This window comes from Sphingomonas sp. Leaf21, from assembly GCF_916858675.1.
GTDB lineage: Bacteria > Pseudomonadota > Alphaproteobacteria > Sphingomonadales > Sphingomonadaceae > Sphingomonas.
The window spans coordinates 42,154-68,041 of record NZ_CAKASM010000018.1 but is presented as its reverse complement, the minus strand read 5'-3'; the positions used below and the strand labels follow the sequence as shown (position 1 = coordinate 68,041).

General features: G+C 68.6%; 22 protein-coding genes and 1 other RNA gene. 13 read left to right on the top strand and 10 right to left on the bottom strand.

From position 1 onward, the window contains the following. The coding region (locus LRP66_RS13405; protein ID WP_230483102.1) for a hypothetical protein at positions 1 to 460 on the bottom strand (460 nt) is incomplete at its 3' end. Positions 461 to 597: 137 nt separating this feature from the next. Here LRP66_RS13405 and LRP66_RS13400 point away from each other — a divergent pair. The 4 genes from LRP66_RS13400 to LRP66_RS13385 all read left to right on the top strand — a co-directional run bounded on the left by LRP66_RS13400 (position 598) and on the right by LRP66_RS13385 (position 5,763). Continuing rightward, positions 598 to 1,266 (top strand): response regulator, encoded by a 669-nt coding sequence (locus LRP66_RS13400; RefSeq protein ID WP_230483101.1) that lies wholly within the window; start codon positions 598 to 600, stop codon positions 1,264 to 1,266. Continuing rightward, positions 1,263 to 2,669 (top strand): sensor histidine kinase, encoded by a 1,407-nt coding sequence (locus tag LRP66_RS13395; RefSeq protein ID WP_230483100.1) that lies wholly within the window; start codon positions 1,263 to 1,265, stop codon positions 2,667 to 2,669. The genes LRP66_RS13400 and LRP66_RS13395 overlap by 4 nt, the downstream gene beginning before the upstream one ends. Positions 2,670 to 2,687: 18 nt before the next feature. Next, positions 2,688 to 4,271 (top strand): alpha,alpha-trehalase TreF, encoded by a 1,584-nt coding sequence (treF, locus tag LRP66_RS13390; RefSeq protein WP_230483099.1) that lies wholly within the window; start codon positions 2,688 to 2,690, stop codon positions 4,269 to 4,271. A 208-nt stretch (positions 4,272 to 4,479) separates the two neighbouring features. Next, complete coding sequence (locus LRP66_RS13385) at positions 4,480 to 5,763, top strand: Hsp70 family protein (protein WP_230483098.1); 1,284 nt, start codon at positions 4,480 to 4,482, stop codon at positions 5,761 to 5,763. Between the two features lie 134 nt (positions 5,764 to 5,897). On the opposite strand, the gene LRP66_RS13380 is transcribed toward LRP66_RS13385, so the two are convergent. Both LRP66_RS13380 and LRP66_RS13375 read right to left on the bottom strand, forming a co-directional pair. Beyond that, complete coding sequence (locus LRP66_RS13380) at positions 5,898 to 8,285, bottom strand: TonB-dependent receptor (RefSeq protein WP_230483097.1); 2,388 nt, start codon at positions 8,283 to 8,285, stop codon at positions 5,898 to 5,900. Positions 8,286 to 8,579: 294 nt separating this feature from the next. Further along, the gene (locus LRP66_RS13375) at positions 8,580 to 10,838 is read right to left on the bottom strand and encodes an NADP-dependent malic enzyme (protein WP_230483096.1); all 2,259 of its coding nucleotides are present in this window, start codon (positions 10,836 to 10,838) and stop codon (positions 8,580 to 8,582) included. A 337-nt stretch (positions 10,839 to 11,175) separates the two neighbouring features. Between LRP66_RS13375 and mutS the strand changes: the two genes are divergently transcribed. Then, a complete protein-coding gene (mutS, locus tag LRP66_RS13370) occupies positions 11,176 to 13,746 on the top strand; it encodes a DNA mismatch repair protein MutS (RefSeq protein ID WP_230483104.1) in 2,571 nt (856 codons plus the stop codon). 262 nt (positions 13,747 to 14,008) lie between these two features. Here mutS and ssrA read toward each other — a convergent pair. Beyond that, positions 14,009 to 14,358: a transfer-messenger RNA gene (gene ssrA, locus LRP66_RS13365) on the bottom strand. 37 nt (positions 14,359 to 14,395) lie between these two features. Here ssrA and LRP66_RS13360 point away from each other — a divergent pair. Then, positions 14,396 to 14,827: an RrF2 family transcriptional regulator gene (locus LRP66_RS13360; RefSeq protein WP_230483095.1), complete on the top strand. Its 432-nt coding sequence runs from the start codon at positions 14,396 to 14,398 to the stop codon at positions 14,825 to 14,827. Between the two features lie 71 nt (positions 14,828 to 14,898). On the opposite strand, the gene mscL is transcribed toward LRP66_RS13360, so the two are convergent. Further along, positions 14,899 to 15,351: a large conductance mechanosensitive channel protein MscL gene (gene mscL / locus LRP66_RS13355; protein ID WP_230483094.1), complete on the bottom strand. Its 453-nt coding sequence runs from the start codon at positions 15,349 to 15,351 to the stop codon at positions 14,899 to 14,901. Between the two features lie 107 nt (positions 15,352 to 15,458). Here mscL and LRP66_RS13350 point away from each other — a divergent pair, with 107 nt between their 5' ends. Genes LRP66_RS13350 through LRP66_RS13335 form a run of 4 tightly spaced genes read left to right on the top strand, consistent with a single transcriptional unit; the run spans position 15,459 to position 18,153 of the window. Beyond that, positions 15,459 to 16,052, top strand: coding sequence for a LemA family protein (locus LRP66_RS13350; protein ID WP_230483093.1), 594 nt, complete (start codon positions 15,459 to 15,461; stop codon positions 16,050 to 16,052). A 10-nt stretch (positions 16,053 to 16,062) separates the two neighbouring features. Continuing rightward, complete coding sequence (locus tag LRP66_RS13345; protein WP_230483092.1) at positions 16,063 to 16,956, top strand: TPM domain-containing protein; 894 nt, start codon at positions 16,063 to 16,065, stop codon at positions 16,954 to 16,956. Further along, positions 16,877 to 17,623: a TPM domain-containing protein gene (locus tag LRP66_RS13340; protein ID WP_230483091.1), complete on the top strand. Its 747-nt coding sequence runs from the start codon at positions 16,877 to 16,879 to the stop codon at positions 17,621 to 17,623. The genes LRP66_RS13345 and LRP66_RS13340 overlap by 80 nt, the downstream gene beginning before the upstream one ends. Beyond that, positions 17,620 to 18,153, top strand: a complete 534-nt coding sequence (locus LRP66_RS13335) for an NUDIX hydrolase (RefSeq protein WP_230483090.1) — start codon at positions 17,620 to 17,622, stop codon at positions 18,151 to 18,153. The genes LRP66_RS13340 and LRP66_RS13335 overlap by 4 nt, the downstream gene beginning before the upstream one ends. Before the next feature lie 116 nt (positions 18,154 to 18,269). On the opposite strand, the gene LRP66_RS13330 is transcribed toward LRP66_RS13335, so the two are convergent. The 3 genes from LRP66_RS13330 to LRP66_RS13320 form a co-directional block, all read right to left on the bottom strand. Further along, complete coding sequence (locus LRP66_RS13330) at positions 18,270 to 18,551, bottom strand: ETC complex I subunit (protein ID WP_230483089.1); 282 nt, start codon at positions 18,549 to 18,551, stop codon at positions 18,270 to 18,272. A 12-nt stretch (positions 18,552 to 18,563) separates the two neighbouring features. Next, positions 18,564 to 21,014, bottom strand: a complete 2,451-nt coding sequence (hrpB, locus tag LRP66_RS13325; RefSeq protein WP_230483088.1) for an ATP-dependent helicase HrpB — start codon at positions 21,012 to 21,014, stop codon at positions 18,564 to 18,566. A 165-nt stretch (positions 21,015 to 21,179) separates the two neighbouring features. Next, on the bottom strand, positions 21,180 to 22,190 hold the full coding sequence (locus LRP66_RS13320) for a polyprenyl synthetase family protein (RefSeq protein ID WP_230483087.1): 1,011 nt from the start codon (positions 22,188 to 22,190) through the stop codon (positions 21,180 to 21,182). A gap of 111 nt (positions 22,191 to 22,301) precedes the next feature. On the opposite strand from LRP66_RS13320, the gene LRP66_RS13315 reads away from it, so the two are divergent. After that, a complete protein-coding gene (locus tag LRP66_RS13315; protein WP_230483086.1) occupies positions 22,302 to 22,580 on the top strand; it encodes a chorismate mutase in 279 nt (92 codons plus the stop codon). Between the two features lies 1 nt (position 22,581). Further along, positions 22,582 to 23,253: a thymidylate kinase gene (locus LRP66_RS13310; protein ID WP_230483085.1), complete on the top strand. Its 672-nt coding sequence runs from the start codon at positions 22,582 to 22,584 to the stop codon at positions 23,251 to 23,253. 61 nt (positions 23,254 to 23,314) lie between these two features. Here LRP66_RS13310 and LRP66_RS13305 read toward each other — a convergent pair whose 3' ends face one another. Then, positions 23,315 to 23,905 carry an NADPH-dependent FMN reductase gene (locus LRP66_RS13305; protein ID WP_230483084.1) on the bottom strand — a complete coding sequence of 197 codons (591 nt, stop codon included), beginning with the start codon at positions 23,903 to 23,905 and terminating at the stop codon, positions 23,315 to 23,317. A gap of 111 nt (positions 23,906 to 24,016) precedes the next feature. Here LRP66_RS13305 and LRP66_RS13300 point away from each other — a divergent pair, with 111 nt between their 5' ends. After that, positions 24,017 to 24,865, top strand: coding sequence for a MipA/OmpV family protein (locus LRP66_RS13300; RefSeq protein WP_230483083.1), 849 nt, complete (start codon positions 24,017 to 24,019; stop codon positions 24,863 to 24,865). Here the strand turns inward: LRP66_RS13300 and LRP66_RS13295 are convergent. Then, the gene (locus LRP66_RS13295) at positions 24,841 to 25,767 is read right to left on the bottom strand and encodes a hypothetical protein (protein ID WP_230483082.1); all 927 of its coding nucleotides are present in this window, start codon (positions 25,765 to 25,767) and stop codon (positions 24,841 to 24,843) included. The two genes, LRP66_RS13300 and LRP66_RS13295, sit on opposite strands and share 25 nt — an antisense overlap. Positions 25,768 to 25,888 lie beyond the last annotated feature (121 nt).

The following is a 25,888-nucleotide window of genomic DNA, read 5'->3' as shown; positions in this document are numbered from 1 at the left end:
GCGGGGGGCCGTCGCCACGCGGTCCGCCGGGACCGCCCGGACCGCGCGGTCCACCGGGAGGCGGGGGCGGCGGGCCCATCGGGACGACCGAGCCGTTGGGATCGACCAGATACTGCGCATGCATCACGCCGTCGTCGAACCGACCCTGCACCATCACGTTACTGCCGACCGAGGGCATCGCGTCGCGCGATCCGGTGACCATCGCGCGGCCGCTCTGGTCCTGCACCACGAAGCGGTCGCCGAACACTTCGGCCACCCGCCCCTTGGCGGTGACGATGCCGCTGGTCGAGGACAGTTTGGCGATCGGCGTCGGGATCGTCGGCGCCATGGCGACGGTGGGCCGGGTCATCGAGACGGCGGCGGCACCGCCCCCGGCGCCCAGCGCGATCAGAACGGCGGCGGCGGCGGCCAGCGGGGCTTTGCCCTGCGGGCGGAGATTCGAAACATTCCATCGAGACATTGTCTGAGGCTCCTTGGTTGATGAACCTCTTTTAGGTGATTCGGCCCGATGCCCGCTGAACCGCGCCGTTCAGATTGGGTTTAGCCTGTGCAAGGATATCGGTCCGCGGGGGCCATGAAGGGCAAAGGGGCAGCGTCATGCGGATATTGCTGGTCGAGGACGATCCCGCGCTCGGGCCCGCCATCGCACGCGCGCTGCGTGCCGAACATTGCGCGGTCGACCTCCACGACAATGGCGTGGACGCCGGTCATGCGGGCGATACCGAAATCTACGACGCGGCGGTGCTGGATCTGGGGCTGCCCGATGGCGACGGCATGTCGCTGCTCAAGGCGTGGCGCGATGCGGGACGCGCGCTGCCGGTTCTGATCCTGACCGCGCGCGACGGCTGGTCGGACAAGGTCGCCGGGTTCAAGGCGGGGGCCGACGACTATCTGACCAAGCCCTTCCGCGTCGAGGAGCTGGTCATGCGGCTGCGCGCACTGGTCCGTCGGGCGGCGGGTCATGCCCAGCCCCGCCTGACCTGCGGCCCCCTCGCCTTCGACAGCCAGACGGGGCAGTTCGAGCTGGATGGCCTGCCCCTGAAGCTGACCGCTTTCGAGTGGCGGGTGCTGTCCGCGCTGATGCTGCGCAAGGAGGCGGTGATCCCCCGGCTGGAATTGCTCGAGCGGGTCTATGAGGGCGATGCCGATGTCGATTCCAACAGCCTGGAGGTGATCGTCGGGCGGCTGCGCAAGAAGATCGGCGCCGACCTGATCGAAACGGTGCGGGGCATGGGCTATCGGCTGACCGCCGGAGACGCGGCATGAGGCTGGTCCGATCGCTGTCCGGATCGATTCCCAAATCGATCCATGGCCGGATGATCCTGATCTCGGGCTTCGCCATTTTGGTGTCGCTCCTGCTCGCGGGCTGGGGACTGACCAGCGCGCTCGAGGGGGTCGTGACGCGCGGCCTCGACCAGCGGCTCGATTCGGAGATCGCGGTGCTCGCCGCAACCGTCGATCCGCAGGGACGTATCGACCGCGACCGGATCGCCAAGCGCCGGGGGCTGCTCGAGCCCGAACCCGGCTGGCGCTGGCGGATCACGGGGCCCGACGGGACGATCGGATCGGCGGACTTCCCGCCGCTCGCCGCGCCGCATCCCCCCGGACCCGAAGGCCATCCGCCGCCTCCCCCTGCGAACGGCGGTCCGCCCCCCACGCCCCCGCCCCCGGCACCGGGCGATGCCGAAGCGCCCCAGCCCGCCGAGGGGCGGACCGAACAGGGCGTCCGCGTCCATGCCCGCCAGGTGACCATCGCCTCTTCGCGGGGGCCGGTGACGATCACCGTCGCCGCCCCGCGCGCGGTGGTCGCGCGGCCGATCCGCGCCGCGCTGATCCCGCTGCTCGCGATGCTGGCGGGACTGGGCGTGCTGTTGGCGGGGGCGAGCCTGGTCCAGTTGCGGCTCGGGCTGCGTCCCTTGCGCCGGTTGCGCGAAGAGGTCGCCGCCATTCGCGCGGGCGAGCGGACCCGCGTCGACGAGGATCAGCCCGCCGAGCTGCACCCACTGGCGGTCGAACTGAACGCGCTGACCAGCGATACCGAACGCAATCTGGCAGCGGCGCGGACTGCGGCGGCCAATCTGGCGCATGCGCTCAAGACGCCGGTCGCAACGCTGGCGCTCGATCTGGCGGATGACCCGCCGCGCGCGGCGCAGGTGGCGCGGATCGACGCGACCATCCGCCATCACCTTGCGCGGGCACGTGCGCAAATGGGGGCGCTTCGCGCCGCGACGCCGCTCGCCCCGGCGATCGCGGACCTGGCGCTGGCGATCGGTCGGCTGCATGCCGATCGGGGCATCGCGATCCTGACCGACATCGCCAGCGATCTCGCCATCGCGATGGACGCGACCGATCTGGACGAGGTGGCGGGCAATCTGGTCGACAATGCCGCGCGCCATGCCCGCTCGCGCGTGACGATCGATGCGCGCGCCGAGGGTCGACAAATCGCGCTGCGCGTGGTCGATGATGGCCCCGGCATTCCCGAGGGCGATCGCATCCGCGCGACGCAGGCGGGGGCGCGGCTGGACGAGCGGGGGGACGGGCATGGCTTCGGCCTGTCGATCGTCCGCGAGCTGGCCGAGCTGCATGGCGGTCGGTTGGTCCTGGCCGAGGCGGACGGCGGCGGGCTGGACGCCACCGTCCTGCTGCCGCGTGCCGCACGACAGGGTTGAACAGGAGAGACGCGACCGATGAACCACCGCCCTGCCCGGACCCGCCGCCTGATGCTGATCCCCTCGCTCGCGTTGCTGCTCCAGGCGCAGGCGCCGCTCCGGGTCGCGCCGCCCTCGCCCGCCGACATCTACGGCCCGCTGTTCGCCGCGGTTCAGCAGGAGCAGGTCTTCCCCGACGGCAAGACCTTCGCCGACGCGGTCCCGCGCGAGGATCCAAAGGCGATCATGGCCGCCTATGACCGCGAACGCCCGCGCGACAAGGCCGCGCTGGCCGCCTTTGTCCGCCGTCATTTCTCGGTGCGCGGCGACACCCAGGGCAAGGCGCCGCTGCGCGACCATATCCGCGAATTGTGGCCGGTCCTCGGGCGCGCGCCCTTCGCCCCCGTGCCGGGATCGTCCGCGCTGGGACTGGATCACGGCTATGTCGTGCCCGGCGACCGGTTCCAGGAAATCTATTACTGGGACAGCTACTTCACCATGCTGGGCCTCAAGGCCGATGGGCAGGCGCCGCTGATCGAGGCGATGCTCGCCGACTTCGTCGACCTGGTCGAGCGCTACGGCCACGTCCCCAACGGCACGCGCAGCTATTATCTCAGCCGGTCGCAGCCGCCTTTCCTCGCGCTGATGATGGACCTTTCGACCAACAGGGACGCCGCACTGGCCAGGCGGCGGCTGGCCGCGCTGATCCGCGAGCATGACTATTGGATGGCGGGGTCGAATTGCCTGGATGCCAGCGGTGCGTGCCAGCATGTCGTGCGGATGCCCGACGGCAGCCTGCTCAACCGCTATTGGGACGCGCGCGACACACCGCGTGACGAAAGCTGGCGCGAGGACCGCGAAACCGCGCTCAAGGTCCGCCCCCGCCCGGCCGGCATCGTCCAGCGCGACCTGCGCGCGGCGGCGGAATCGGGCTGGGACTTCAGCTCGCGCTGGCTGGGCGATCCGATGCGGCTGGAGACGATCCACACCACCGACATCGTGCCGATCGACCTAAACAGCCTGCTCTGGATCAGCGAAACCCGGATCGCCGCGCGGGCGCGTGCGGCGGGAATGGCTGACACCGCCAAGCGCTTCGAGGATCTCGCCACGCGGCGCAAGGCGGCGATCGACCGGTATCTGTGGGTCGCGGCCGACAAGCGCTTCGCCGATTGGGACCGCGGCACCGGGCGGCCGACAGGGTCCCGTTCCGCCGCGTCGCTCTTCCCCCTGTTCGCCGGGCTCGCCAGTGCCGAACAGGCGCACGCGGTCGCCGCGACGACCCGCATGACGCTGGTCGGCGAAGGCGGCCTGCGCACCACGGGCATCCGCACCGGCCAGCAATGGGATGCCCCCAATGGCTGGGCCCCGCTGCAATGGGTCGCGATCGAGGGGCTCGGACGCTACGGCGAACAGGCACTCGCCAAGGACATCGCCCGCCGCTGGATCGCCACCGTCGCGCGCACCTATGCCGAGACGGGCAAGCTCCTGGAGAAATATGACGTCGAGGAGCGCAAGCCGGGCGGCGGCGGGGAATACCCGACCCAGGACGGCTTCGGCTGGACCAACGGGGTCACGGCGGCGATGCTGGACCGTTGGCCGGATCTGAACCCCGGCAACCGCTAATCCCTGTTCCTCCCCCTCCCGCAAGCGGGAGGGGGTCGGGGGTAGGGCAAGGCATCTCACCGAGACCGCCGCCTGTGGCCAGCCCCTCCCCCAACCCCTCCCGCCTGCGGGAGGTGAGAAAGAAGGGTCGGTCGCTCTGGACCTGGCAGGAGCGGGTGGATGGAAGAAAACGCTCCAACCGCGCGCCAGTTCGTGTAGCGCACGCGGCATGACCGACACCATGCAAACCGTCCTGGGCATCGACTTCGGCACCACCAATTCGGTCATCGCGCGCGCCGATGCGGGGCAATCCCATCTCGTGCCGCTGAACGGTCCGGAGGGCACCGACCCCGTCTTCCGCTCGGCGCTGTGCTTCTGGGAGGATGACGGCATCGCGGTCGAGGCGGGGCCCTGGGCGATCGCCGAATATCTCGACTTTCCGGGCGGCAGCCGGTTCATCCAGTCGTTCAAGTCGGTCGCCGCCTCGCCGGTGTTCGAACATGCGACGGTGTTCGACAAACGCTATCGCTTCGAGGAACTCGGCCGCGCCTTCCTCGACCGTATGGCGGCGCGAAGCGGTGGCGTGCTCGACGGCAAGGCCGCGCGGATCGTGGTCGGGCGACCGGTCGAATATGCCGGGCACCGCCCCGACGAAGCGCTGGCGAGGGCACGCTATGACGCGATGTTCGCGCGGCTGGGGGCGGAGATCCACTATGTCTATGAACCGCTGGGCGCGGCGTTCAGCTATGCCTCGCGGATCACCGAGCCCGCGACCGTGCTGGTCGCCGATTTCGGTGGCGGGACCAGCGACTTCTCCGTCGTGCGGATCGCCGCGCCCGGTGCGCCGCGCCGTTGCGAGCCGCTGGGCCATGCCGGGGTCGGCATCGCGGGCGACCGGTTCGACCAGCGGCTGATCGACCATCTCGTCCTGCCGCTGCTCGGCGCGGGCGGGCAGTATCGCTCGTTCGACAAGATACTGGAGATTCCGCGCGGCTATTTCGCCGATTTCGGCGACTGGTCGCGGCTGGCGCTGATGCGCAATCGCAAGACGCTTGCCGAACTGGAGAAGCTTCGCCGCGCCGCGCTCGATCCGGACGCGATCGGCCGGATGATCGCGATCATCGAGGAGGAGCAGGGATATCGGCTCTATGACGCGGTCGGCCGGGTGAAGCGCGATCTGTCCGCCGCCGAGGACGCGCTGTTCCGGTTCGAGGGCGGCGGTCTGTCGATCGAGGCGGATGTGGCGCGTCGGGATTTCGAAAGCTGGATCGCGCCCGATTTGGCGCGGATCGAGCAGGCGGTCGACCGCGCGCTGACGATGGCGGCGACCGAGGCGGGTGCGATCGACCGGGTATTCCTGACCGGCGGCACCTCGCTGATGCCCGCGATCCGGCGGATGTTCGAGGCGCGGTTCGGAGGGGACAAGATCGCGACCGGCGGCGAACTCACCTCGATCGCGCATGGCCTGGCACTGATCGGCGAGCAGGCGGATATCGGGGCCTGGGCGGTGTGATCCATCCCGGCAGAAAGCCCCTCCCGCAAGCGGGAGGGGTTTGGGGAGGGCTTGGCAACAGACGACAATCTCGGTGAGACTCCGCCCTCCCCCATCCCCTCCCGTCTACGGGAGGGGAGCGGCCAGAGGCGCTATCAGAACCCCTTTTTCAGCGTCACGAACCACTGACGCGGCGCGCCGGCAAGCAGGGTCTGGTTGTCGCCACTGGCGGTGAAGCCGTTGGTGCCGATGGTCGAGATATACCGCTTGTCGGTCAGGTTGGTCACGCTGCCCTCGATCGAGAAGCCACCCCAGGCCGCCGGGAACCGATAACCGATGCTGGCATCGACCAGGACGCGCCCCGCGACCGACTGGTCGTTCAGATAGGTGAAGTAGCGCTTCGACATATAGTCCGCGCCGACCCGGCCGAAGAGGCGGCTGTCGTCATAGACCAGCTCGCCCTTGACCATGTTCTGCGGCGTGTCGACGACGTACCGGCCCTTCTCCGCCAGCAGGTTGCCCGAACCGTCGCGCACCGTCTGCTGATAGGTGGCATGGTTGTAGGAATAGCTGGCGAGCGCCGAGAAGGCGGAGGTCAGGCGGTAGAAGGCCGAAACCTCCGCGCCATAGCTTTCCACGCCGCCGACATTGTTGAGCGTCGGCGGAATGCCCTGGATCGCGGTGCCGACCGAGTAGGTCAGCAGGCGATCGGAAAAGTCGATATAATAGCCGACCGCCGATAGTTGCAGCCCGCCGGTGCGATAGCGGACGCCGCCCTCCGCCGTCTTCGACTTTTCGGGCCGGACCGTGTTCGCCACCGCGTTGAACGCGGCCTGGGTGATCGAGAAGGGCGGCGCGGTCGCGGCGGCGATGAAGGCGCGCATATTCTCGGTATAGCTGGCGAAGAGTTCCGCCTGGTTGCCCAGGTGCAGCACCGCGCCGATCTGCGGCAGGAACCAGTCCTGGCTCTTGATCTGGCCGCGCGCCAGCGTGCCCGCGAGCGTGTTGGCCTGGTTGCGGACGCGCATCCCCTTCCAGCCACCATTGATGGTCAGCTGGCCGAGGTCGAGCGTGTCGCCGACCGAATATTGCAGCGTCTCGGTATCATATTTGCCGTTCCAGACCGTCGCCATCGGATTGCTCTGGAAATCCAGCGCGTTGCGGTTGGGCGTCGCGGTGTCGGTCATGCCGTAGAGGCGCCGCGCCTGGTGCAGCGTGTTGCTCTCATACCAGCCGGTCAGCTCCAGCTTGTTCGCGCCGGTGGTCAGCGCCAGCTTGGCGATCGTGCCCGCGCGGTCCAGGCTGTATTCGGTCGTGCGGAACGACAGCGGCGCGGGGTTGGTGATCGGCGTGCCATCGGCATTGGGGGCGCCCGCCATGGTCGGGTTGTAGGGCGTGATCCAAGATCCCTGCCCCTTGTTGTGATGATAATAGCTGGTCGAGGTCAGCGAGAGCGTATCGGTCAGCTTGGCGTCGAAGGTGACGCCGCCCAGATAGTCCTGGCGAAGCCCCGCCGCGTCGTAATAGCCGTCGTCGAGCGTGATCCCGGTCGGCAACCCGATCGCGACCCCGGCATAGGGCGCGTTGAAGCCGGTCAGCGACCCGTTATTCGCACTGGCATAGGCCGCCGCCGCCGCGCCGTTGGTCGCTTGCTTGGCATAGAGGATGGCGAGCGGGTAATTGTTGGTGATGTTGTCGTTATAGAGCCCGCGACGCTTGATGATGTCGAGGCTGAGGTCCTGATAGTCGTTCTCGCGACGATCGGAGAAGTTGAAGAAGCCGGTGATCGAACCGCGCGATCCGAAATCCTTGACCAGCTTGGCGTTCACCTGATGCTGGCGCTGGCTGCCATAGCCCTTCCACTTGTCGGTGGTCAGATAGGCGTAGCTGAGATAGCCCTTGAGCCCGCCGCCCATGTCACCGCTGTCGGCGCGCACGAACCCGCGAATCGTGTCGTTGCTGCCATAGGTGCCCGAGGCGGCGATCCCGGCGATGTCCGACGGCGCGCGGCTGGTGAACTGGATCGTCCCGCCCAGGTTGCTGGTCGACGCCGTGCCCAGCGCGCCCGCGCCCTGCGCGACGCTGGTCGAGGCGATGTTCTCGGAGATGATCGCGCGGCTGATGTGCAGGCCGTTGGTCGGGCCATAGCTCATGTCGCCGAGCGGCACGCCGTCGAGTGTGAAGCCGAGCTGGTTCTGGTTGAACCCGCGAAGCGAGATGCGGGTCGACCATTCATAGGCGCCGAACGGATCCGACGCCTGGAAATTGACCCCGGGCAGCTTGGAGATCGCCTTGAGCGGCGAGGTGCCGGGGGTCAGCCGATCGAGATCGGCGGCGGTGATCGTCTGGACCTGGCGGCTCTGGCCGAAGCCGAGCACGACGACGTCGCCCGACGTGCCGGCCTGCTCGTCGGTCGTGCTGGTCGGGTCGGCCGCGACCGGATCCGCCGCGCCGGTGATCGCGGCCTGTACGGGCAGCGACTGCGCCCCGACGCCGGGTGCGATCAGCGCGATCGTCGCGACACCGACCAGATACTTTACCATGATGCTTCGCCCCCAAATGGCTCGTTAACCCAATGGAGCGGGCGCATGGGGCCGCCGCGTGACATGGTGGCGACGCGGCGATGACCGGTTTGTGACGGTGGTGGAATGTGTCTTTGAAGCGACAGGCACCGGCGACGCTGGTGGAGGGGGCCGCCGCCAAGCGGTGATTACGTGGAGGCCCCCTCCACCACCGCTTCGCGGCGGCCCCCCTCCCCGGGCACAGCTTGGGGAGGAATAGGAAGGGGCCGGGCAACCTTGCGTCGCCCGGCCCCCACTACCAGCCTCAAGCGATGATCAGCGCGCGATGCCGCCCGCCGCCAGCACCGCCAGCGTGACCAGATCCCCTGCGGTCGAGGTCATCGGCGCGATCTGCACCGGCTTTTCCATGCCGATCAGCATCGGGCCGATCATGCTGTCGCCGCCCAGTTCGCGCAGCAGCTTGGCGGAAATGTTCGCCGACTGGAGCCCCGGCATGATGAGGACATTGGCCGGACCCGACAGGCGCGAGAACGGAAAGTTCGCCATCTGTTTGGGGTTGAGCGCGACGTCGGGAGCCATGTCGCCCTCATATTCGAAACCGACCTGGCGCTTGTCGAGCACCGCCACGCCGTCGCGGATATTGTCGATCCACTGGCCTTCGGGATTGCCGAAGGTCGAATAGGACAGGAAGGCGACGCGGGGTTCATGCCCCATCCGCCGCGCGACCGCCGCCGTGCGCTCGGCGATGTCGGCCAGTTCCTCGGCCGAAGGACGCTCGTTGACCGTGGTATCCGCGATGAACACCGTGTGGCTCTGCCCGACGAGCAGGTGGATGCCGAACGGCACCTTGCCGTCGACGGGATCGATCACCCGGCGGATCTCGCGGAAGCTCTGCGCATAGGTGCGGGTGATACCGGTGATCATCGCATCGGCCTGGCCTAGTTGCAGCATCACCGAACCGAAGATGTTGCGGTCCTGGTTGATGAGCCGCTCGGCATCGCGCTTCAGGTAGCCGCGCCGCTGGAGCCGCTGGTACAGGAAGTCGACCATCTGCGGCACCATCTCGGAGGTGCGGCTGTTATGGACTTCATATTCCTGCGGGTTGGTGACGCCCAGCGCCTTGAGGCGATCATAGACGTCGTCGCGCCCGACCAGCACCGGCGTGCCATAGCCGCCTTCCTTGAAGGCGATGGCGGCGCGCAGCACGACCTCTTCCTCGCCCTCGGCGAACAGCACGCGCTTCGGATGCGCGCGCGCGCCTTCATAGGCGAGCGTCAGGACCGAGGTGGTCGGGTTCAGGCGCGCGCGCAGCTTCTGGCGATAGGCGTCCATGTCGAGGATCGGCCGCGTCGCCACGCCCGAATCCATCGCCGCCTTGGCCACCGCCGAGGGGACCAGCTCCATCAGGCGCGGGTCGAACGGCGCGGGAATGATATAGTCCGGGCCGAAGCTGTGCTGGGTGCCGTAAGCCAGCGCCACTTCCTCGGGCACGCGCTGGCGCGCCAGTTCGGCGATGGCGTTGGCGGCGGCGATCTTCATCTCGTCATTGATGCCGGTCGCCCGCACGTCGAGCGCGCCGCGGAAGATGAAGGGGAAACCGATGACGTTGTTGACCTGGTTCGGATAGTCCGAACGCCCGGTCGCGACGATCGCGTCGGGGCGTGCCGCCTTGGCGAGTTCGGGGCGGATTTCCGGCTCCGGGTTGGCCATGGCGAAGATGATCGGCGAGGGCGCCATGTCCTTGACCATCTCGGGCTTCAGCGCGCCCGCCGCCGACAGCCCCAGGAACACGTCGGCACCGTGCAGCGCCTCGGTCAGCGAGCGACGGTCGGTGGCGGCGGCATGCGCCGACTGCCACTGGTTGATGTCGTCGCGCCCCTGATAGATCACGCCCGTGCGGTCGCACATGATGACATTGTCGTGGCGCACGCCCATCGCCTTCATCAGTTCGGTGCAGGCGATCGCCGCCGCGCCCGCGCCGTTGACCACGACCTTGATCTCGTCCAGCCGCCGCTTGGTCAGCAGGCAGGCGTTGATGAGCCCCGCCGCGCAGATGATCGCGGTGCCGTGCTGGTCGTCATGGAACACCGGGATGTTCATCCGCTCGCGCAGGGTCTGCTCGATGATGAAGCATTCGGGCGCCTTGATGTCCTCCAGGTTGATGCCGCCGAAGCTCGGCTCCATCAGCTCGATCGCGTCGATGATCCGGTCGACATCCTCGGTCTTCAGCTCGATATCGATCGAGTCGACATCGGCGAAGCGCTTGAAGAGTACCGCCTTGCCCTCCATCACCGGCTTGGACGCCAGCGCGCCGAGATTGCCCAGACCCAGGATCGCGGTGCCGTTGGAGATGACCGCGACGAGATTGCCCTTTGCGGTATAGTCATAGGCGGTGGCGGGATCTTCGGCGATGGCGAGCACCGGCACCGCGACGCCCGGCGAATAGGCCAGCGCCAGGTCGCGCTGCGTCGCCATCGGCTTGGACGCGATGATCTCGATCTTGCCGGGGCGTCCCTCGGAATGGAACAGCAGGGCCTCGCGCTCGGAGAACTGGTCGGTGGGTTCGTCGGTCATGCGCGCGGCCTTCGATGCTGTGAATACAAGGACGCTACGGCTCTTTAAACTTTCGGACCCCGCTGACAACCCTGTCACGGGGCACTTTTACCCCGTCGACGCGCCCGGTTATCCGCCACGCGGGCAGAGCCGACCGGCACGGCGCTGATATTGCGTCGCAGCATTTCCGGCCTCCGATATACCCCGGCGCCCCTCCAGCCTCGCCAGCGGGTCGCGGCGTCGCTATAGCGCTGCCACCCCCTGCCACGCGACCGGTCCGACGCCATCGGCCCGACCGAGCCCGCCTTCGACGACTTGCGAATCTGGAACCGACGCCTCGATGACCACCCCGACCCCGATGATGACGCAATATCTGACGCTGAAGGCCGAAGCCGAGGATTGCCTGCTCTTCTATCGCATGGGCGACTTCTTCGAGCTGTTCTTCGACGACGCGAAGATCGCCTCGGCCGTGCTCGACATCGCGCTGACCTCGCGCGGGGAGCATGGCGGCGAGAAGATCCCGATGTGCGGCGTGCCGGTACATGCCGCGACGGCCTATCTGCAACGGCTGATCAAGGCGGGTCATCGCGTCGCGATTGCCGAGCAGACCGAGACGCCGGCGGAGGCCAAGGCGCGTGGCGGCTACAAGGCGCTGGTCGCGCGCGGGATCGTCCGCGTGGTGACGGCGGGCACCCTGACCGAGGAAGCGTTGCTCGACGCGCGGACCGACAATTGGTGCGTCGCGATCGGCGAGGCGGGCGGCGCGGTAGCACTGGCCGCCGCCGATATCTCGACCGGCCGGTTCGTGGTGATCGATGCGAAGCCCGATGCGCTGGGTGCCGAACTCGCGCGCTTGGCGGCGGCCGAGGTGGTGGCGGCCGAAAATGCCGCGCACGCCGACGCGGCGACGACGCTGCGTCCCTCCGCGACCTTCGACAGCGGTCAGGGCGAGGACCGGCTGAAGCGGCTCTACGGCGTTGCGACGCTGGACGGGTTCGGGCAGTTCAGCCGCGCCGGACTGTCGGCGGCCGGGGGCCTCGTGGCCTATCTCGACCATACGGCCAAGGGTGCGCTGCCCTTCCTGCGCCCGCCGGTTCTCTGCCAGGCGGCGGGCGCGATGGCGATCGACGCGGCGACGCGCGAGAGCCTGGAGCTGACCCAGACCGCGAGCGGCCAGCGCAAGGGCTCGCTGCTCGATGCGGTCGACCGGACGGTAACCGGCGCCGGGGCCCGCGCGCTGGGCGGCGATATCGGCGCGCCGTTGATGGACCGCGACGCGATCGAGGCGCGGCTCGACCTGGTCCAACATTTCCATGACGATACGGGTCTGCGTGAGCGGTTGCGCGGGGCGCTGCGCGCGCTGCCCGATATCGGACGCGCGATCGGGCGGATCGCGGCGGGGCGCGGCTCCCCACGCGACCTGGGGCAGTTGCGCGACGGGCTCGACGGCGCCTGGGCGCTGTCCGAGCAATTGGCCGATGGGCCGCCTTTGCTGCGCGACACGGCCCCGCGCCTGCGCGGGCACGGCGCGCTGATCGACCTGCTCCGCCGCGCGCTCGTCCCCACTCCGCCGATCGAGGCGAGCGAGGGTGGCTATATCGCAGCGGGCTATGACGTGGCGCTCGACGATCTGCGCGATGCGGGTGCGGGCGGACGCCGCGCCATCGCCGCGCTGGAGGCCGAGTTCCGCCAGAAGACCGGAATCACCGCGCTCAAGATTCGCCACAATGGCGTGCTCGGCTATCATGTCGAGGTGCCTGCGCGTGCGGCCGATGCGCTGATGAAGCCCGATTCCGGCTTCACCCATCGCCAGACGCTGGCGGGCGTGGTCCGCTTCAACACGCCCGAACTGCACGAGGTCGCGAGCAAGGTCGCGCAAGCCGGGGCCCATGCGCTGGCCGCCGAAGCCGCGCATCTGGAGGAACTGACCGCCGCCGCGCTTGCCTCGCGCGAGGGAATCGCGGCGACGGCGGACGCGCTCGCACGACTGGACGTGGCGAGCGGGCTGGCCGAACGCGCGGTCGAGGGCGGCTGGGTCCGGCCCGAACTGGTCGACCATGCCTGTTTCGAAGTGACGGGCGGCCGCCATCCGGTGGTCGAGGCGGCGGTGGCGCGCTCGGGCGAGCGGTTCGTCGCCAATGACTGCCAACTGTCGGAAAGCTCGCGGCTCTGGCTGGTCACGGGCCCGAACATGGGCGGCAAGTCGACCTTCCTGCGCCAGAACGCGCTGATCGCAGTGCTGGCACAGGCGGGGTCCTACGTCCCCGCCACGCACGCGAAGATCGGGCTGGTCGACCGGCTGTTCAGCCGGGTCGGCGCGTCGGACAATCTGGCGCGCGGACGCTCGACCTTCATGGTCGAGATGGTCGAGACCGCCGCCATCCTGGCACAGGCGACCCCGCGCAGCTTCGTCATCCTCGACGAGGTCGGACGAGGCACCTCGACCTATGACGGCCTCGCCATCGCCTGGGCGGTGGTGGAGGCGATCCATGAGGATAATCGCTGCCGCTGCCTGTTCGCGACCCATTATCACGAGCTGACGCGGCTCGCCGAACGCTGCGAGGCGCTGTCGCTCCACCATGTCCGCGCCCGCGAATGGAAGGGTGAACTGGTCCTGTTGCACGAGGTGTCGGAAGGCCCGGCGGACCGCTCCTACGGGCTGGCGGTGGCGCGGCTGGCGGGTATGCCCCCGACGACGGTGGCACGGGCCAAGGCGGTGCTCGCCAAGCTCGAGGCGGGTCGCGCCAAGACCGGCGGGCTGGCGGCGGGTCTGGACGACCTGCCCCTGTTCGCCGCCGCCGCGCAGATCGAGGAAGAGCAGTGCGACGCGATCCGGGCCGAGGTCGAGAAGCTCGACGTCGACAGCCTGTCGCCGCGCGAGGCGCTGGATGCGCTATACAAGCTGAAGGCGCTGGCGCGGGAGGGGTAAGCCTTCTCCTTGCGCCCCGGCGGAGGCCGGGGCCCAGTTGCGGCGAACCTGCGAAGGCGTGGCCCGGTTTGCCTCCCCGGCACCGTGTGGCGCACCATCCACTGCGTCGAACCTGGGCCCCGGCCTCCGCCGGGGTCAAAGAATGTAGGGGTATTCTCCCCGCCGTTCAGCCTGAGCGAACGGAAGTTGTAACAGCCGGTGAGGCGCTCCCATCAAAATCCGGAAGTGGGGAGCTTCTGTTGCCCGGTGCTCCCCGTACCGCTGGATTCCCCTTCTGTTGCCCGGTGGGGTCCGACCGCGCTATCTTGGTGTAATGTCAGGCCGTGAGGCCCTCAATTACGCCGCAATCGCGAGTGCTTCGTTATCGTTGGCACTTGTGTGTATGGGCCGTTGCGGTGGTCCCATTCCGAACGAAAACAGCGCTTTTCAACACACGTCGATCCTGGTTCGGCCCCGTCAGAAACGGTGTCCAGATACACCACCTTTTATGGTGGAGCCGCCGGGTACTGCCCCCGGGTCCGCTGCGTCTATTACTCGCCGCAGTTTATCGTCATAGCCGGGTGAAACCCGGCACGGACGGATATAGGAAGGCGAAGCCGTTTGCGCAAATGCCTTTCGCTCGCCCCATTTTGCGTCCATGGAGGCGGCCATGTTGACCCAGCGGTCCCGTTATGCGCTGCGCGCGATGCTGTTCCTGGCGGAGATGCCCGTCGCGGGCCCGCCGACCTCGATGACGCGAATCGCGACCGAGGCCAATGTGCCGCGCAAGTTCCTCGAGCTGATCCTCGCCGACCTGAAGGGCGCGCAATTGCTCGACAGCCAGCGCGGCAAGATGGGCGGTTATCGCCTGGCCCGCGCGGCGCACCTCATCTCGCTTGGCGACATCATCCGCACGATCGAGGGGCCGTTGGCCCTTGTTCCCTGCGTCAGCCGCACCGCCTATCGCCCGTGCAACGACTGCAAGAGCGAGGCCGACTGCGCGATCCGCCATGCGATGATGCGCGTGCGTGACGAGACGGCGCGGATCCTGGACGGCACCAGCCTGGCCGATGCCACCGCCAAGAAGCTTGCGGCGGCGTAACCCTCTATCTCAACCCAACTCCGTGTCGCCCCGGCCTTTGCCGGGGAACACCATTTTTGTGATCGGTTCGCTCAAGACCGCCGCTCGCGGAGTTCGTCGCGGATCTCGCGGAGCAGCGCGACATCGGCGGGTTCGGCCTTGGGCTCTGCGGCGGCCTGCGCCTTGTCCCGCTCGAACATCGTCGTCGCGCGGTTCACGGTGCGGATCAGCAGGAAGATGATGAAGGCGACGATGACGAAGTTCACCGCCTGCGTCACGAACTCGCCATAGCCGAGCAGCGGCACACCCGCCTTCTTGAGCGCCGCATAGTCGGTCAGCGAGCCGGTATAATTGGCAGGCACCGGGCCCATGCGCAGGAAATAGCTCGAGAAATCCAGTCCGCCGAAGATCTTTCCGATCACCGGCATCAGCACGTCGTCGGTCAGCGAGGTCACGATCTTGCTGAACGCCGCGCCGATGATGACCGCCACCGCCAGGTCCAGGACGTTGCCCCGCGCGATGAACGCACGAAATTCCTTCAACATCGCCGACTCCCTCTATTCGATGAAGTTTATGCTATCGTCGCTTTAGCCCTTCGCCAAGGCGTGGATGCGTCTTATATAGCCGATACAGTTGACGGAGGAATATTCGAATGCGTCGTCCCGTTTTCGCCCTGACCCCGGTCGTGATGGCCGTCGCCCTGTCCGGCTGCGGCATGAACAGCGTGCCCACGGCGGAGGAAAATGTGAACGCGAAATGGGCCGACGTCCAGGCCGCCTATCAGCGCCGCGCCAACCTGATCCCCAACCTCGAGGCGACCGTGAAGGGCGCCGCCGCATCGGAAAAGTCGATCCTGACCGAGGTGGTCAACGCGCGCGCCAAGGCGACGTCGGTGCAGGTGAACAGCGCGGACCTGTCCGACCCCGCCAAGATGCAGCAGTTCGCGCAGGCGCAAGGGCAGCTCAGCGGTTCGCTCGGCCGCCTGCTCGCCAATGTCGAGGCCTATCCGAATCTGAAGAGCCAGGACAATTTCCAGACCTTCATGAGCCAGCTCGAAGGCACCGAGAACCGCATCAACATCGCGATCGGTGATTATAACAAGGCGGTGCAGGCCTATAACACCCGCATCCGCACCTTCCCCGACGCGATCGGCGCCAAGGTCTTCTACGGCGCCAAGCCCAAGACCCCCTATCAGGCGACCACGCCGGGGGCCGAGAACGCGCCGACGGTGAATTTCGGCAATTGATCGATCGCCGATGACCCGGTTCACCCGGTTGCTCCGCCCGCTGCTCGGGCTCTGGCTGATCTTCTGCGCCGTCCCCGTGATGGCGCAGACCTTCCCCAAGCTCGACGGGCTGGTGGTCGATGCGGCGGGCAAGATCGATCCCGCCACCAAGGCGCAGCTCGAACAGAAGCTGGAGGCGCTGCAAAAGGATACCGGCCGCCAGTTCGTGGTCGCAACCATCCCCGACCTGCAAGGCTACCCGATCGAGGATTACGGCAACAAGCTACTCCGTTATTGGCGCGTCGGGCTGAAGGACGCGAATAACGGGGCGATCCTATTCGTGGCGCCCAACGAGGGCAAAGGGCAGCGGGGGCCGCGTCTGGAGGTCGGTTACGGGTTGGAGCCGATCCTGACCGACGCCTGGTCGTCACAGATGATCCGCACGCTGATGCTCCCGCGCCTACGCGAGTCGGGCGACATATCCGGCGCACTGAACGCGGGCGCGGATGCGGTCATCGCACAGCTTCGCGCCTCGCCCGAGGAAGCCAAGGCCAAGGTGGCCGAGGCCGCCAAGCAGTTCGACCGGCAGCATCGGCGCGGCGGCGGTGACTCGAACGGCTTTCCGATCCTGATCGTACTGGTCATTTTCATCGGCGGCTTCGTCCTGCTGTCGATCCTGCGCCGCAGGCAGGGCCAACGTTTCCACGACGATGACGACGACGATCATGGCGGCGGGGGTGGACGTCGCGGCGGCGGTTGGCCGATCATTCTCTGGGGCCCTGGCTGGGGCAGCGGCGGTGGATCGGGTGGCGGCTGGAGCTCGGGTGGCTCGGATGGGGGCAGTGATGGGTCGTGGTTCGGCGGCGGCTTTACCGGCGGCGGCGGCGGGTCGGGCGGCGGCGGCGGCGCATCGGGGGATTGGTGAGATGTTGAGCGACACCGACAGCGATCTGGTCACCGCCGCCGTCGCGCGGGCCGAGGCGACCACGGATGCCGAGATCGTCACCATCGTCGCCCCCCGATCGGACGAGTATCGCGACGTCGCCTTGTGGTTCGCCGCGCCCGCCATGCTGCTCGTACCGCTGTTCGCCGCGCTCTTCCCCGATCTGGGACTGAAGCTGCTCGCGCTGGTCCATGACGCGTGGAGCGCGCCAGGCGAGGACCTGATCCTGGGCGCGGTGATGATTGCGCAGATTCTGGTCTTCGGCCTGGTTTACGCGCTGCTCGGGTCCGTGACCCGCCGCATCGCGCTGGTGCCCAAAAGCATCCGCCGTGCCCGCGTGCGGGCGCGCGCGGTGCTGCTGTTCCGCGTCTCGGCGGAGCGGCGGACCGACAGCCGTTACGGCGTGCTGCTCTATCTGTCGCATGACGAGCATATGGCCGAAATCGTCGCGGACTCGGGGCTTACCGGCAAGGTCGGGCCCGAGACCTGGGGCCGGGCGATGGCCGTCATGCTGCCGCATGTCGCGGACGCGCGGGTCGGCGAAGGGCTCAGCGCGGCGGTCGAGCGGATCGGGCTTGTGCTCAGCCAGCATTTCCCCAAGACGGCCGCGGATACCAACGAACTGCCGGACCGACCGATTTCGCTATGACCGATACCCGTATGGACGCCCCCCTCGAAACCCTGGCCGAGGGGCGGTTCCTCGCCCTGCGCAAGCGAGGGCCCTGGGAATATGCCGAGCGTCCGCGCGACATCCGCGCCGCCGTGATCCTGGCGATCGAGGACGGTCATATCCTGTTGGTCGAGCAGTTCCGCATTCCGCTGGGCGCGCCCTGCCTGGAGATGCCCGCCGGGTTGATCGGCGACGAAACCGAGGGTGAGGCGGTGCTCGACGGTGCGGCGCGCGAGTTGGAGGAGGAAACCGGCTACCGCCCCGAACGGATCGAGGCGCTGGGCGAATTCTGTTCGTCACCGGGGATGACCTCGGAGCGGTTCACGCTGGTTCGCGCGACCGGGCTGGTGAAGGTCGGTGACGGCGGCGGCGATTCGGACGAGCAGATCGTCGTCCACCGCGTGAAGCTGTCCGAGGTCCCCGCCTTTATCGCCGAGCGCCGCGCGGCGGGCGTGGCGGTCGATGCCAAGATGCTGTTGCTGCTGGGGGGTGGCATCCTGGGCTTTTGATTTCACGCGAAGCCGCGATGGCGCGAAGAGTCCAGGATTAACGTCGCGCGAACGAGAAGAAGCGGGACCCCGGCCTTCGCCGGGGTGGTCCCGATCACGAAGGGCGAAAGCGGCCCTTACCGGAAATTGTCGGCGTAGCTTTGCAGCTTCAGCGTCTTCTGAGGCGTCGGCACGATGTGGTGGTCGAGCCCCTCGCGCTGGCAATAGGCGATCGCCTCTTCCAACGTCGCGAAGGTCAGGCGGACCTGCTCGCGCGTGTCGCCGCTGCCGGCCCAGCCGGTCAGCGGATCGGGCTTCTTCGCCTCGGAGGGTTCGAATTCGAGTTGCCAGCGATCGGTCCGGTACTTGCCGGATTGCATCGCGTTCTTGGGGCGCTGGAAGATGCGAGCAGTGGCCATAATCATAGCCCCTTATCGCGAACCGGCGGCTCTTGCATCCGCCTTTTTCGTCCTGAGCGTCGCGGAAGCGTCCGCAGGCGCGTCGGGCCAGGGATGGCGGGGGTAGCGGCCGCGCATTTCCCTGGCGACCGCCGCCCAGCTTCCCGCCCAGAAACCCGGCAGATCGCGTGTCGTCTGGATCGGCCGACCGGCGGGCGAGGTGAGGCTGAGCACCAGCGGGACATGCTCGGTGCCGATCACCGGATGCGTCGCCAGCCCGAACAGTGCCTGGACGCGCAGCTCGACGCGCGGGCCACCTTCGGCACCGTAATCGATCGCGTGGCTGCTGCCCGCCGGGCTGGTGAAATGCGACGGCGCGACCGAGTCGATCCGCCGCTGGTCGTTCCAGTCGATCAGGTTGCGAATCGCCTCGGTCAGCGCGCCCGGCGTGAGGGCATCCAGCCGCCGCTTGCCCGCGACCAGCGCGGGCAACCAGTCGTCCAGCCGCGCGATCAGCGTTTCGTCGTCCAGCGGAACCCCGGCATAGGCGGCACGCGCGCGATACGCCCCCGCCCCGTCGCTCCAGGGCAGCAGCGACAGGCCATTCGTCCGCACCCCCTCCACCAGCGCATCGGCGATCGACTCGGCCGAGGCCCCCGAATCGGGACCGCTCGACAGGCGAAGGCCGCCGAGTCGGCGTTCGCGCAACGCCTCCACCCCGCCCGTCGCTGGATTGAAGGCGACGGTCCGTCGCGTCTCGATCCGGTCCGCGAACAGTGCTTCCACGGTGGCGAGGTCGAGCGGGGCGGCGGACAGTATCCGCGCGCCCGAGGCGGCCCCCTGGGTCTCGCCCACCGCCAGCCATTCCGAACCCGCCAGCGCGGAGGCGGGATCGAGCCGGAAGCCCCTCCCCCCGACGCTCGCCCAATTCTCGCCGGTCGGATCGCGTCGCCGCGCGACCCGGTCGGGATAGGCCAGCGCCAGGCACACGCCCACCGGATGGTCCCAGGCCTCCTGCACGACCGGCCTGGGTGCAAGCGAAGCCCAGCGCTTCGCCATCTGGCGCGCCGCCTCGGCCTTGGGGCCACGCTCGGTCCGCCAGCGGCGCAGGCGCTGTTCCAGATCGACATCCTGCCCGCCAATGCCCCGCTCGCCCAGCAGCACGGCGACCTCGGCAGCGGTGGATGCCAGCCCCCGCTCACCGCTGCGGATCAGCATATGCGCCAGGCGCGGCGGCATGGGCAGCCGTGCGATAGCCTTGCCATGCGCGGTCGGGCGACCGCTCTCGTCCAGTGCCTCCAGCACGATGAGGCGCGCGCGGGCCTCGGCAATGGCGGCCTCGGGCGGCGGGTCGAGCCAGGGGAGCGCACGCGGATCGCCGACGCCCCATAGCCCCGTGCCGAGCAGCAGCGCCGACAGGTCGGCCTCCAGGATTTCGGGCGGATCGAAACGCGGCAGGCCCGCCGTCGCCGCCTCTTCCCACAGGCGATAGGCGACGCCCGGTGCCTGACGCGCGGCGCGGCCCGCCCTCTGGATGACGGCGGCCTGGCTGGCGCGCTCCGTGACCAGCCGGGTCATGCCCGCCGCGCGGTCGTAACGGGGACGGCGCGCGAGGCCGGAGTCGACCACGATCCGCACGCCGTCGAGCGTCAGGCTCGTTTCCGCGATCGAGGTGGCGAGCACGATTCGCCGTCGCCCATCGGGATCGCGCCGGATCGCGGCCCGCTGCGCCGCCGGGTCAAGCGAGCCATGGAGTTCGTGGATCGCGATTCCGGCGGGCAGGTTCGCCAGCCGCTCGGCCGTGCGCGCGATCTCGGCGGTGCCGGGCAGGAAGGCGAGGATATCGCCCTCCGCCTCCTCCGCCAGTGCGCGGCGAACGGCGGCGGCGACCGAATCCTCGATCCGGGCCTCGGCGGCCCGGCCGAGATGGCGCAAGGTCAGGGGATGGCTTCGCCCCTCACTCTCGATCACCGGCGCGTCGCCCATCAGCTTCGCGAAACGGCGACCGTCGAGGGTCGCCGACATGGCGACCAGCCTCAGGTCCGGCCGCAATCCGCCTTGCGCATCGAGTGCCAGCGCCAGACCGAAATCGCCGTCCAGGCTGCGTTCGTGCACCTCGTCGAACAGCACCGCCGAGACGCCCGCGAGTTCGGGATCGGCCTGGATACGCGCGACGAAGATGCCCTCGGTCACCACGGTGACCCGGGTCTGTGCGCCGACCTTCGTGTCCATGCGCGTGGCATAGCCGAAGGTGCGACCGACCGGCTCCTCGGCTAGTGCCGCCATCCGCTCGGCGGCGGCGCGCGCGGCGAGGCGGCGGGGGGAGAGGAGCAGGACCTCGCCGGTGCACCAGGGCTGGTGGAGCAATGCGGGGGCGACCGCCGTGGTCTTGCCCGCGCCGGGCGGGGCGACGAGGACGGCGTTGGGGGCGTCGGCAAGCGCGGCCAGCAGGTCTGGGAGGACGGCGGAGACGGGCAGGGTCATGCGCGTGCGATACGGGCTTTGGGGGGCGGGGTGAAGACCGGCGCCTCGTTCGCGTGCAGCGGGTCAATTCCTGCGTCCGTTCAGGCTGAACGGCGTTTTGTCGAGGGCGCGGCATATCCCATCCCCGACACGCCCCCGGCAAAGGCCGGGGTCAGAAGACGGACATCAGTACGCCCGCGCGACCGCGAACTCGACCGCTTCGATCATCGCGCTCTTTGCCGGACCATCCGCGAAGCCCCGGATCGCCTCGATCGCCAGCCCGCCATAATGCCGTGCGCGCGCCATGGTGTCGTCGACCGCACGGCTCTTGCGGACCAGCGCGATGGCGTGGGCGAAGTCCTCGTCGGACACGCGCCGTCCCTCGACCGCGTCCTTCCAGAAAGCGCGTTCTTCCTCGTTGCCGCGCGCATAGGCGAGGATCACCGGCAGGGTCATCTTGCCCTCGCGGAAATCGTCGCCCGCATCCTTGCCCATGGTGCCCGCGTCCGAGACATAGTCGATCGCATCGTCGATCAGCTGGAACGCGATGCCCAGGTTCCGGCCATAGGCCTCCAGCGCCAGTTCCTCCGCCTCGGGCCGCTCCGCCACCACGGCGGCGATGCGACAGGCGGCGGCGAAGAGCGCGGCGGTCTTGGCGTCGATGATCGACAGATAGCGTTCCTCGGCCAGCCCGACCTGCCGCACGGCTGTCAGCTGGTTCACCTCGCCCTCGGCGATCACCGCCGACGCGCCCGACAGGATGTTCAGCACCTTCAGGCTGCCCGCATCGACCATGAGCTGGAACGAGCGGCTGAACAGGAAGTCGCCGACCAGCACGCTCGCCGGGTTGCCCCAGATGATGTTGGCGGTCCGCCGCCCGCGCCGCAGGTCGGAGCCGTCGACGACGTCGTCGTGGAGCAGCGTCGCGGTATGGATGAACTCCACCGCCGCCGCCAGGACGTGGTGACTGGTGCCCCGGTAGCCCAGCAGTTGCGCGCTCGCGAGCGTCAGCATCGGGCGCATCCGCTTGCCGCCGCCGGCGATCAGATGCCCGGCGAGTTGCGGGATCAGCGGGATCTCCGACCGCATCCGGTCGACGATCACCTGGTTCACGGCGTTCATGTCGTCGGCCACCAGCCGGATCATCGGGTCCAGCGAGGGCGCGGGCTTGGCGAGGCGGGTGGCGGTTACGGTCATGGGCAGGTAAGAGCCTCTGGCGACAACGCTTGCCGAACGCAAGCCTAAGCGCGAAAGGGCACGCGCGAATTCGTGCGCGGCACGCGCGCGCCAGAGGGAGACGTACCGATCATGTCCGACACCGTGCTGACCGGCTATCGCCAGTCGATCGACAATATCGACGCCGCGCTGGTCTTCATGCTGGCCGAACGGTTCAAGATCACCCAGGCGGTCGGGCGGCACAAGGCCGAGAACGCCCTGCCCCCCGCCGATCCCGGCCGCGAGGAAGCGCAGATCGCACGCCTTCGCCAATTGGCATCGGACGCGCAGCTCGACCCGGAATTCTCTGAGAAATTCCTGCGCTTCATCATCGATGAGGTCATCCGCCACCACGAACAGCTGCGCGGCTGACATGGCATTTCTCCTGGCGATCGAAGGCGCGGACGGCGCGGGCAAGGCGACGGCGACGGCGGCGGTGACCGAACGGCTGAACGCCGCCGGACGTTCGGCCGCCGCGCTGTCCTTCCCGCGCTATGGCGACACGATCGGCGGCTGGGCGCTGGGCGAGTATCTGGCGGGTCGCCTGCCCCATGCCGCCGCGCCCGAAACGGCGGCGACGCTCTACGCGCTCGATCGCTTCGAATCGCGCCCGCATCTGGTCGCGCTGGCGGAGTCGCACGACGTCATCGTCTTCGACCGCTACATCGCGTCCAACATGGCCTATCAGGCGGCGCAGGTTTCGCCCGAGCAGGCACCCGCGCTGCTGCAGTGGATCGAGCAGCTGGAGACGGTCCAGTTCCGCCTGCCCGCGCCGCATCTGTCGGTCTATCTCGACACGCCGCTCGACGTGGCGCGCGACCTGATCGCCCGCAAGCGCAAGCGGAGCTACACCGACGACACCTATGACGCCTATGAGGCGGACCTGGGCCTCCAGGCGCGCGTGCGGGCCAATTACGCGGTGATGGCCGACGGCGCGATGCTGGGCGAATGGACGACGGTGTCGACCGTGGCGCACGGGGCGCTGCGCGATCCGGCCGAGATCGCGGACGAGATCGCCGCGCTGGTGATGGAGCGGTTGGGCTAAGTTCTTCGACCCCCTGTCCTCCCTCTCCCCTGGACGGGGGCGAGGGCAGGAAGCACGCCCCTCAATGCGACGCGCGGATCGTCCCGGCCAGCGGGGCGAAGCGGGCGACCTGCTGGCCGACCAGCCGCAGCTGCCCTTCGACCACGGTATCGCTGATCCGCCCTTCCGCGTCGAAGCGCGTCTGTTGCGTGTTGACCGCCGCCGCGAAGGGTGTCGGCCAGCCGCGCAGCGCGTGGACGATCGAGCGCAACGCGGCGATGGTCGATCCCGTCGCCTGCCAGCCATAGGCCGTCGCGATCAGCCCGACCGGCAGATCGGCGAAATAGGGTCGCGCATCCTTCGCCGTTTCCTCCAGCAGATCGAGCGCGTTCTTCACCAGTCCTGAAATGCTGCCATGATAGCCCGGGCTCGCAATGATGATCGCCGACGCCTTACGCACCGTATCGACGAACAATCGCTCCGCCTCCGTCCGCACCACGGCGCGCGGATTGTAGAGCGGCAGGCGCGCCAGATCCTCACCGCCGAAGACATGGGTGCGGAACCCTTCGTCCGCCGCCGCCGTCATGGCGGTCCGGAGCGCGCGCTCGGTCGAGGAAACGCTGCCGATCGTGCCGCCGATGCCGACGACGAGCGGGGAAGAGTTATGGGCCATGCCCCGCCTTTCACCCCGGACGGCGCGGCGGGGCAAGCGCTAAGTTTACGAAGGCGTTGCGGTTGCGGCGACCCGGGTCCAGGCCTATCCCGAATGACAGGGAGATGAACGATGCGTGTCATAGGGCTTGGGATCGTCGCGCTGCTCGCCTGTCCGGCCGATGCGCAGGAGGTGCGCCAGAGCGGCCCGCCCCCCGGCATCGCTGGCGCGGCACCCCCCGCCGCTGCCGGATGGAGCATCACCATCGGGGCCGCCCCGGTGCTGGGCCCCGCATGGCAGGGATCGCGGCAGATGGCGCTGTCGCTGTTTCCCGACCTGCGCGTGAATTATGGCGACACGATATTCGCCTCGGTCCCCGACGGGATCGGGTGGAACGCCGTCAATCGCGACGGCTGGCGCGTGGGGCCGCTCGCCAAGATCCGGTTCGGCCGCGACGAACGCAATGGCGGCTCGCCCTTTCTCATCGCGGGGGGCAGCGACGCGCTGGCGGGCATGGGCAATATCAAGGCGGCGGGCGAGGTCGGCGGCTTCGTCGAGAAGTCGTTCGGCCAGCGCCGCGCGTGGCGTGCCCGCGCGGAGGTGCGACAGGGGTTCGGCGGACATGACGGCGTGGTCGCCGACCTGTCGGCCGCCTATCGCGCCCGGATCGGCCGTGCGATCGTCGGCGTGGGGCCGCGCATGACGCTGACCAGCGGCAATTTCATGCGGACCTATTTCGGCATCACCCCTGCCCAGTCGGCGCGGACCGGCCTTGCGTCATACCGGCCGGACGGCGGGATCCTGTCCTATGGTCTGGGCGGCAATGTCGTCCGCCCGCTGAACCGGCGCAGCGCGCTCACCCTGTTCACCAGCCTGGAGCGGCTGGGCGGACCCGCCGCCGACTCGCCACTGATCCGCGAACGGGGGCAGCGGATGCAGGCGACCTTGGGGTTGGGTTACGGATTCCGCTTCGGGCTTTGATCCGGAACGGCGGGTGGCGATGCGGTGACCGGACCGAGCCAGTACACGCCGTCATAGTCCGGATCGGGCTGTCCGCCCGGCAGAGCACCGAGGGCGATGAATGGCGCACGATTCAGATCGGCGGCCTTGCCCAGTGGATGCGCCGCGCATTCGGAATCGTCGGCCTTGTTTCCACTCGCTTTTGCTTCGCATGTCCAAGCCGTCCCCCCCGCCGATGTCATGTTCAACGCGACGAGCGAAACCGACCTGCCCAACCGCATCGCCATGGGTTCGAACGCGGGGGCCGTATAGGTCACGGGGTTCTTGCAGGCATGGGTGTTCCCCGCCAGTACCAGGACGTGATCGTAGGGGCGGCGGGCCGCCGCTTCGCGAATATTCTCCGCCTGGGCCGCGTCATGCGGGCCCTGTCCGACCAGCGTTGCGAATTCGCGGGCCTGGGCTTCATCCTTGATGCCGCTGAACGCGACGATATCGATCTTGCGCCCTGCCTGCGCGAGCCGATGAAGCCGTACCAGCATCGCCAGCATCGCCTCGCTGGCGACACCATCCTCCCGCCCGGCCCAGCCCGATCCGGTCAGGGCGGGAACGAAGGCAGCGTCGGGCAGCGACCAGGCCTTCTGATAATCGGCATCGGCCACCGAGAAATGCTCGACCGCGACGAGCACCCGTTCGCCCTTGACCGCCAGGGCGCAAGCCAGATCTCCGACAAAGGCCGGCGACTCGCGCGTGCCGTGCACTTCACCGAATACCACGACGCGTGCGCCGCGCGCCGCGATCTGATCCCATCCCGGCGGCAAGCGGCACTCGGACGCGCCCGGCGGAGGCGGTGCCGATCGCGCGGCGACCGGCGTCCACGCGATCAGCGACGCGCCCAGTGCCAGCAGCATGACCGTCCTGCGCATTCTTCTCTCTCCCAAAGCTTTGTGCGGAGTGTGACATGCCGACGCGCACGGGCAATGCGGATTTTGGCCGCTTTCGGGGCTGGCAGAGTTTTCCCGCCCGATTAGAAGGCTTAGCCAGAAC

What these genes read in the sequence shown, in the direction of transcription:
- LRP66_RS13295 (WP_230483082.1), bottom strand. Translation starts at nt 25,767, where the DNA reads ATGCGCAGGACGGTCATGCTGCTGGCACTGGGCGCGTCGCTGATCGCG.
- LRP66_RS13300 (WP_230483083.1), top strand. Translation starts at nt 24,017, where the DNA reads ATGCGTGTCATAGGGCTTGGGATCGTCGCGCTGCTCGCCTGTCCGGCC.
- LRP66_RS13320 (WP_230483087.1), bottom strand. Translation starts at nt 22,190, where the DNA reads ATGACCGTAACCGCCACCCGCCTCGCCAAGCCCGCGCCCTCGCTGGAC.
- LRP66_RS13330 (WP_230483089.1), bottom strand. Translation starts at nt 18,551, where the DNA reads ATGGCCACTGCTCGCATCTTCCAGCGCCCCAAGAACGCGATGCAATCC.
- LRP66_RS13375 (WP_230483096.1), bottom strand. Translation starts at nt 10,838, where the DNA reads ATGACCGACGAACCCACCGACCAGTTCTCCGAGCGCGAGGCCCTGCTG.
- LRP66_RS13340 (WP_230483091.1), top strand. Translation starts at nt 16,877, where the DNA reads ATGGGTCGTGGTTCGGCGGCGGCTTTACCGGCGGCGGCGGCGGGTCGG.
- LRP66_RS13335 (WP_230483090.1), top strand. Translation starts at nt 17,620, where the DNA reads ATGACCGATACCCGTATGGACGCCCCCCTCGAAACCCTGGCCGAGGGG.
- LRP66_RS13310 (WP_230483085.1), top strand. Translation starts at nt 22,582, where the DNA reads ATGGCATTTCTCCTGGCGATCGAAGGCGCGGACGGCGCGGGCAAGGCG.
- LRP66_RS13380 (WP_230483097.1), bottom strand. Translation starts at nt 8,285, where the DNA reads ATGGTAAAGTATCTGGTCGGTGTCGCGACGATCGCGCTGATCGCACCC.
- mutS (WP_230483104.1), top strand. Translation starts at nt 11,176, where the DNA reads ATGATGACGCAATATCTGACGCTGAAGGCCGAAGCCGAGGATTGCCTG.
- hrpB (WP_230483088.1), bottom strand. Translation starts at nt 21,014, where the DNA reads ATGACCCTGCCCGTCTCCGCCGTCCTCCCAGACCTGCTGGCCGCGCTT.
- LRP66_RS13385 (WP_230483098.1), top strand. Translation starts at nt 4,480, where the DNA reads ATGACCGACACCATGCAAACCGTCCTGGGCATCGACTTCGGCACCACC.
- LRP66_RS13400 (WP_230483101.1), top strand. Translation starts at nt 598, where the DNA reads ATGCGGATATTGCTGGTCGAGGACGATCCCGCGCTCGGGCCCGCCATC.
- LRP66_RS13305 (WP_230483084.1), bottom strand. Translation starts at nt 23,905, where the DNA reads ATGGCCCATAACTCTTCCCCGCTCGTCGTCGGCATCGGCGGCACGATC.
- LRP66_RS13315 (WP_230483086.1), top strand. Translation starts at nt 22,302, where the DNA reads ATGTCCGACACCGTGCTGACCGGCTATCGCCAGTCGATCGACAATATC.
- LRP66_RS13395 (WP_230483100.1), top strand. Translation starts at nt 1,263, where the DNA reads ATGAGGCTGGTCCGATCGCTGTCCGGATCGATTCCCAAATCGATCCAT.
- treF (WP_230483099.1), top strand. Translation starts at nt 2,688, where the DNA reads ATGAACCACCGCCCTGCCCGGACCCGCCGCCTGATGCTGATCCCCTCG.
- LRP66_RS13360 (WP_230483095.1), top strand. Translation starts at nt 14,396, where the DNA reads ATGTTGACCCAGCGGTCCCGTTATGCGCTGCGCGCGATGCTGTTCCTG.
- LRP66_RS13350 (WP_230483093.1), top strand. Translation starts at nt 15,459, where the DNA reads ATGCGTCGTCCCGTTTTCGCCCTGACCCCGGTCGTGATGGCCGTCGCC.
- LRP66_RS13345 (WP_230483092.1), top strand. Translation starts at nt 16,063, where the DNA reads ATGACCCGGTTCACCCGGTTGCTCCGCCCGCTGCTCGGGCTCTGGCTG.
- mscL (WP_230483094.1), bottom strand. Translation starts at nt 15,351, where the DNA reads ATGTTGAAGGAATTTCGTGCGTTCATCGCGCGGGGCAACGTCCTGGAC.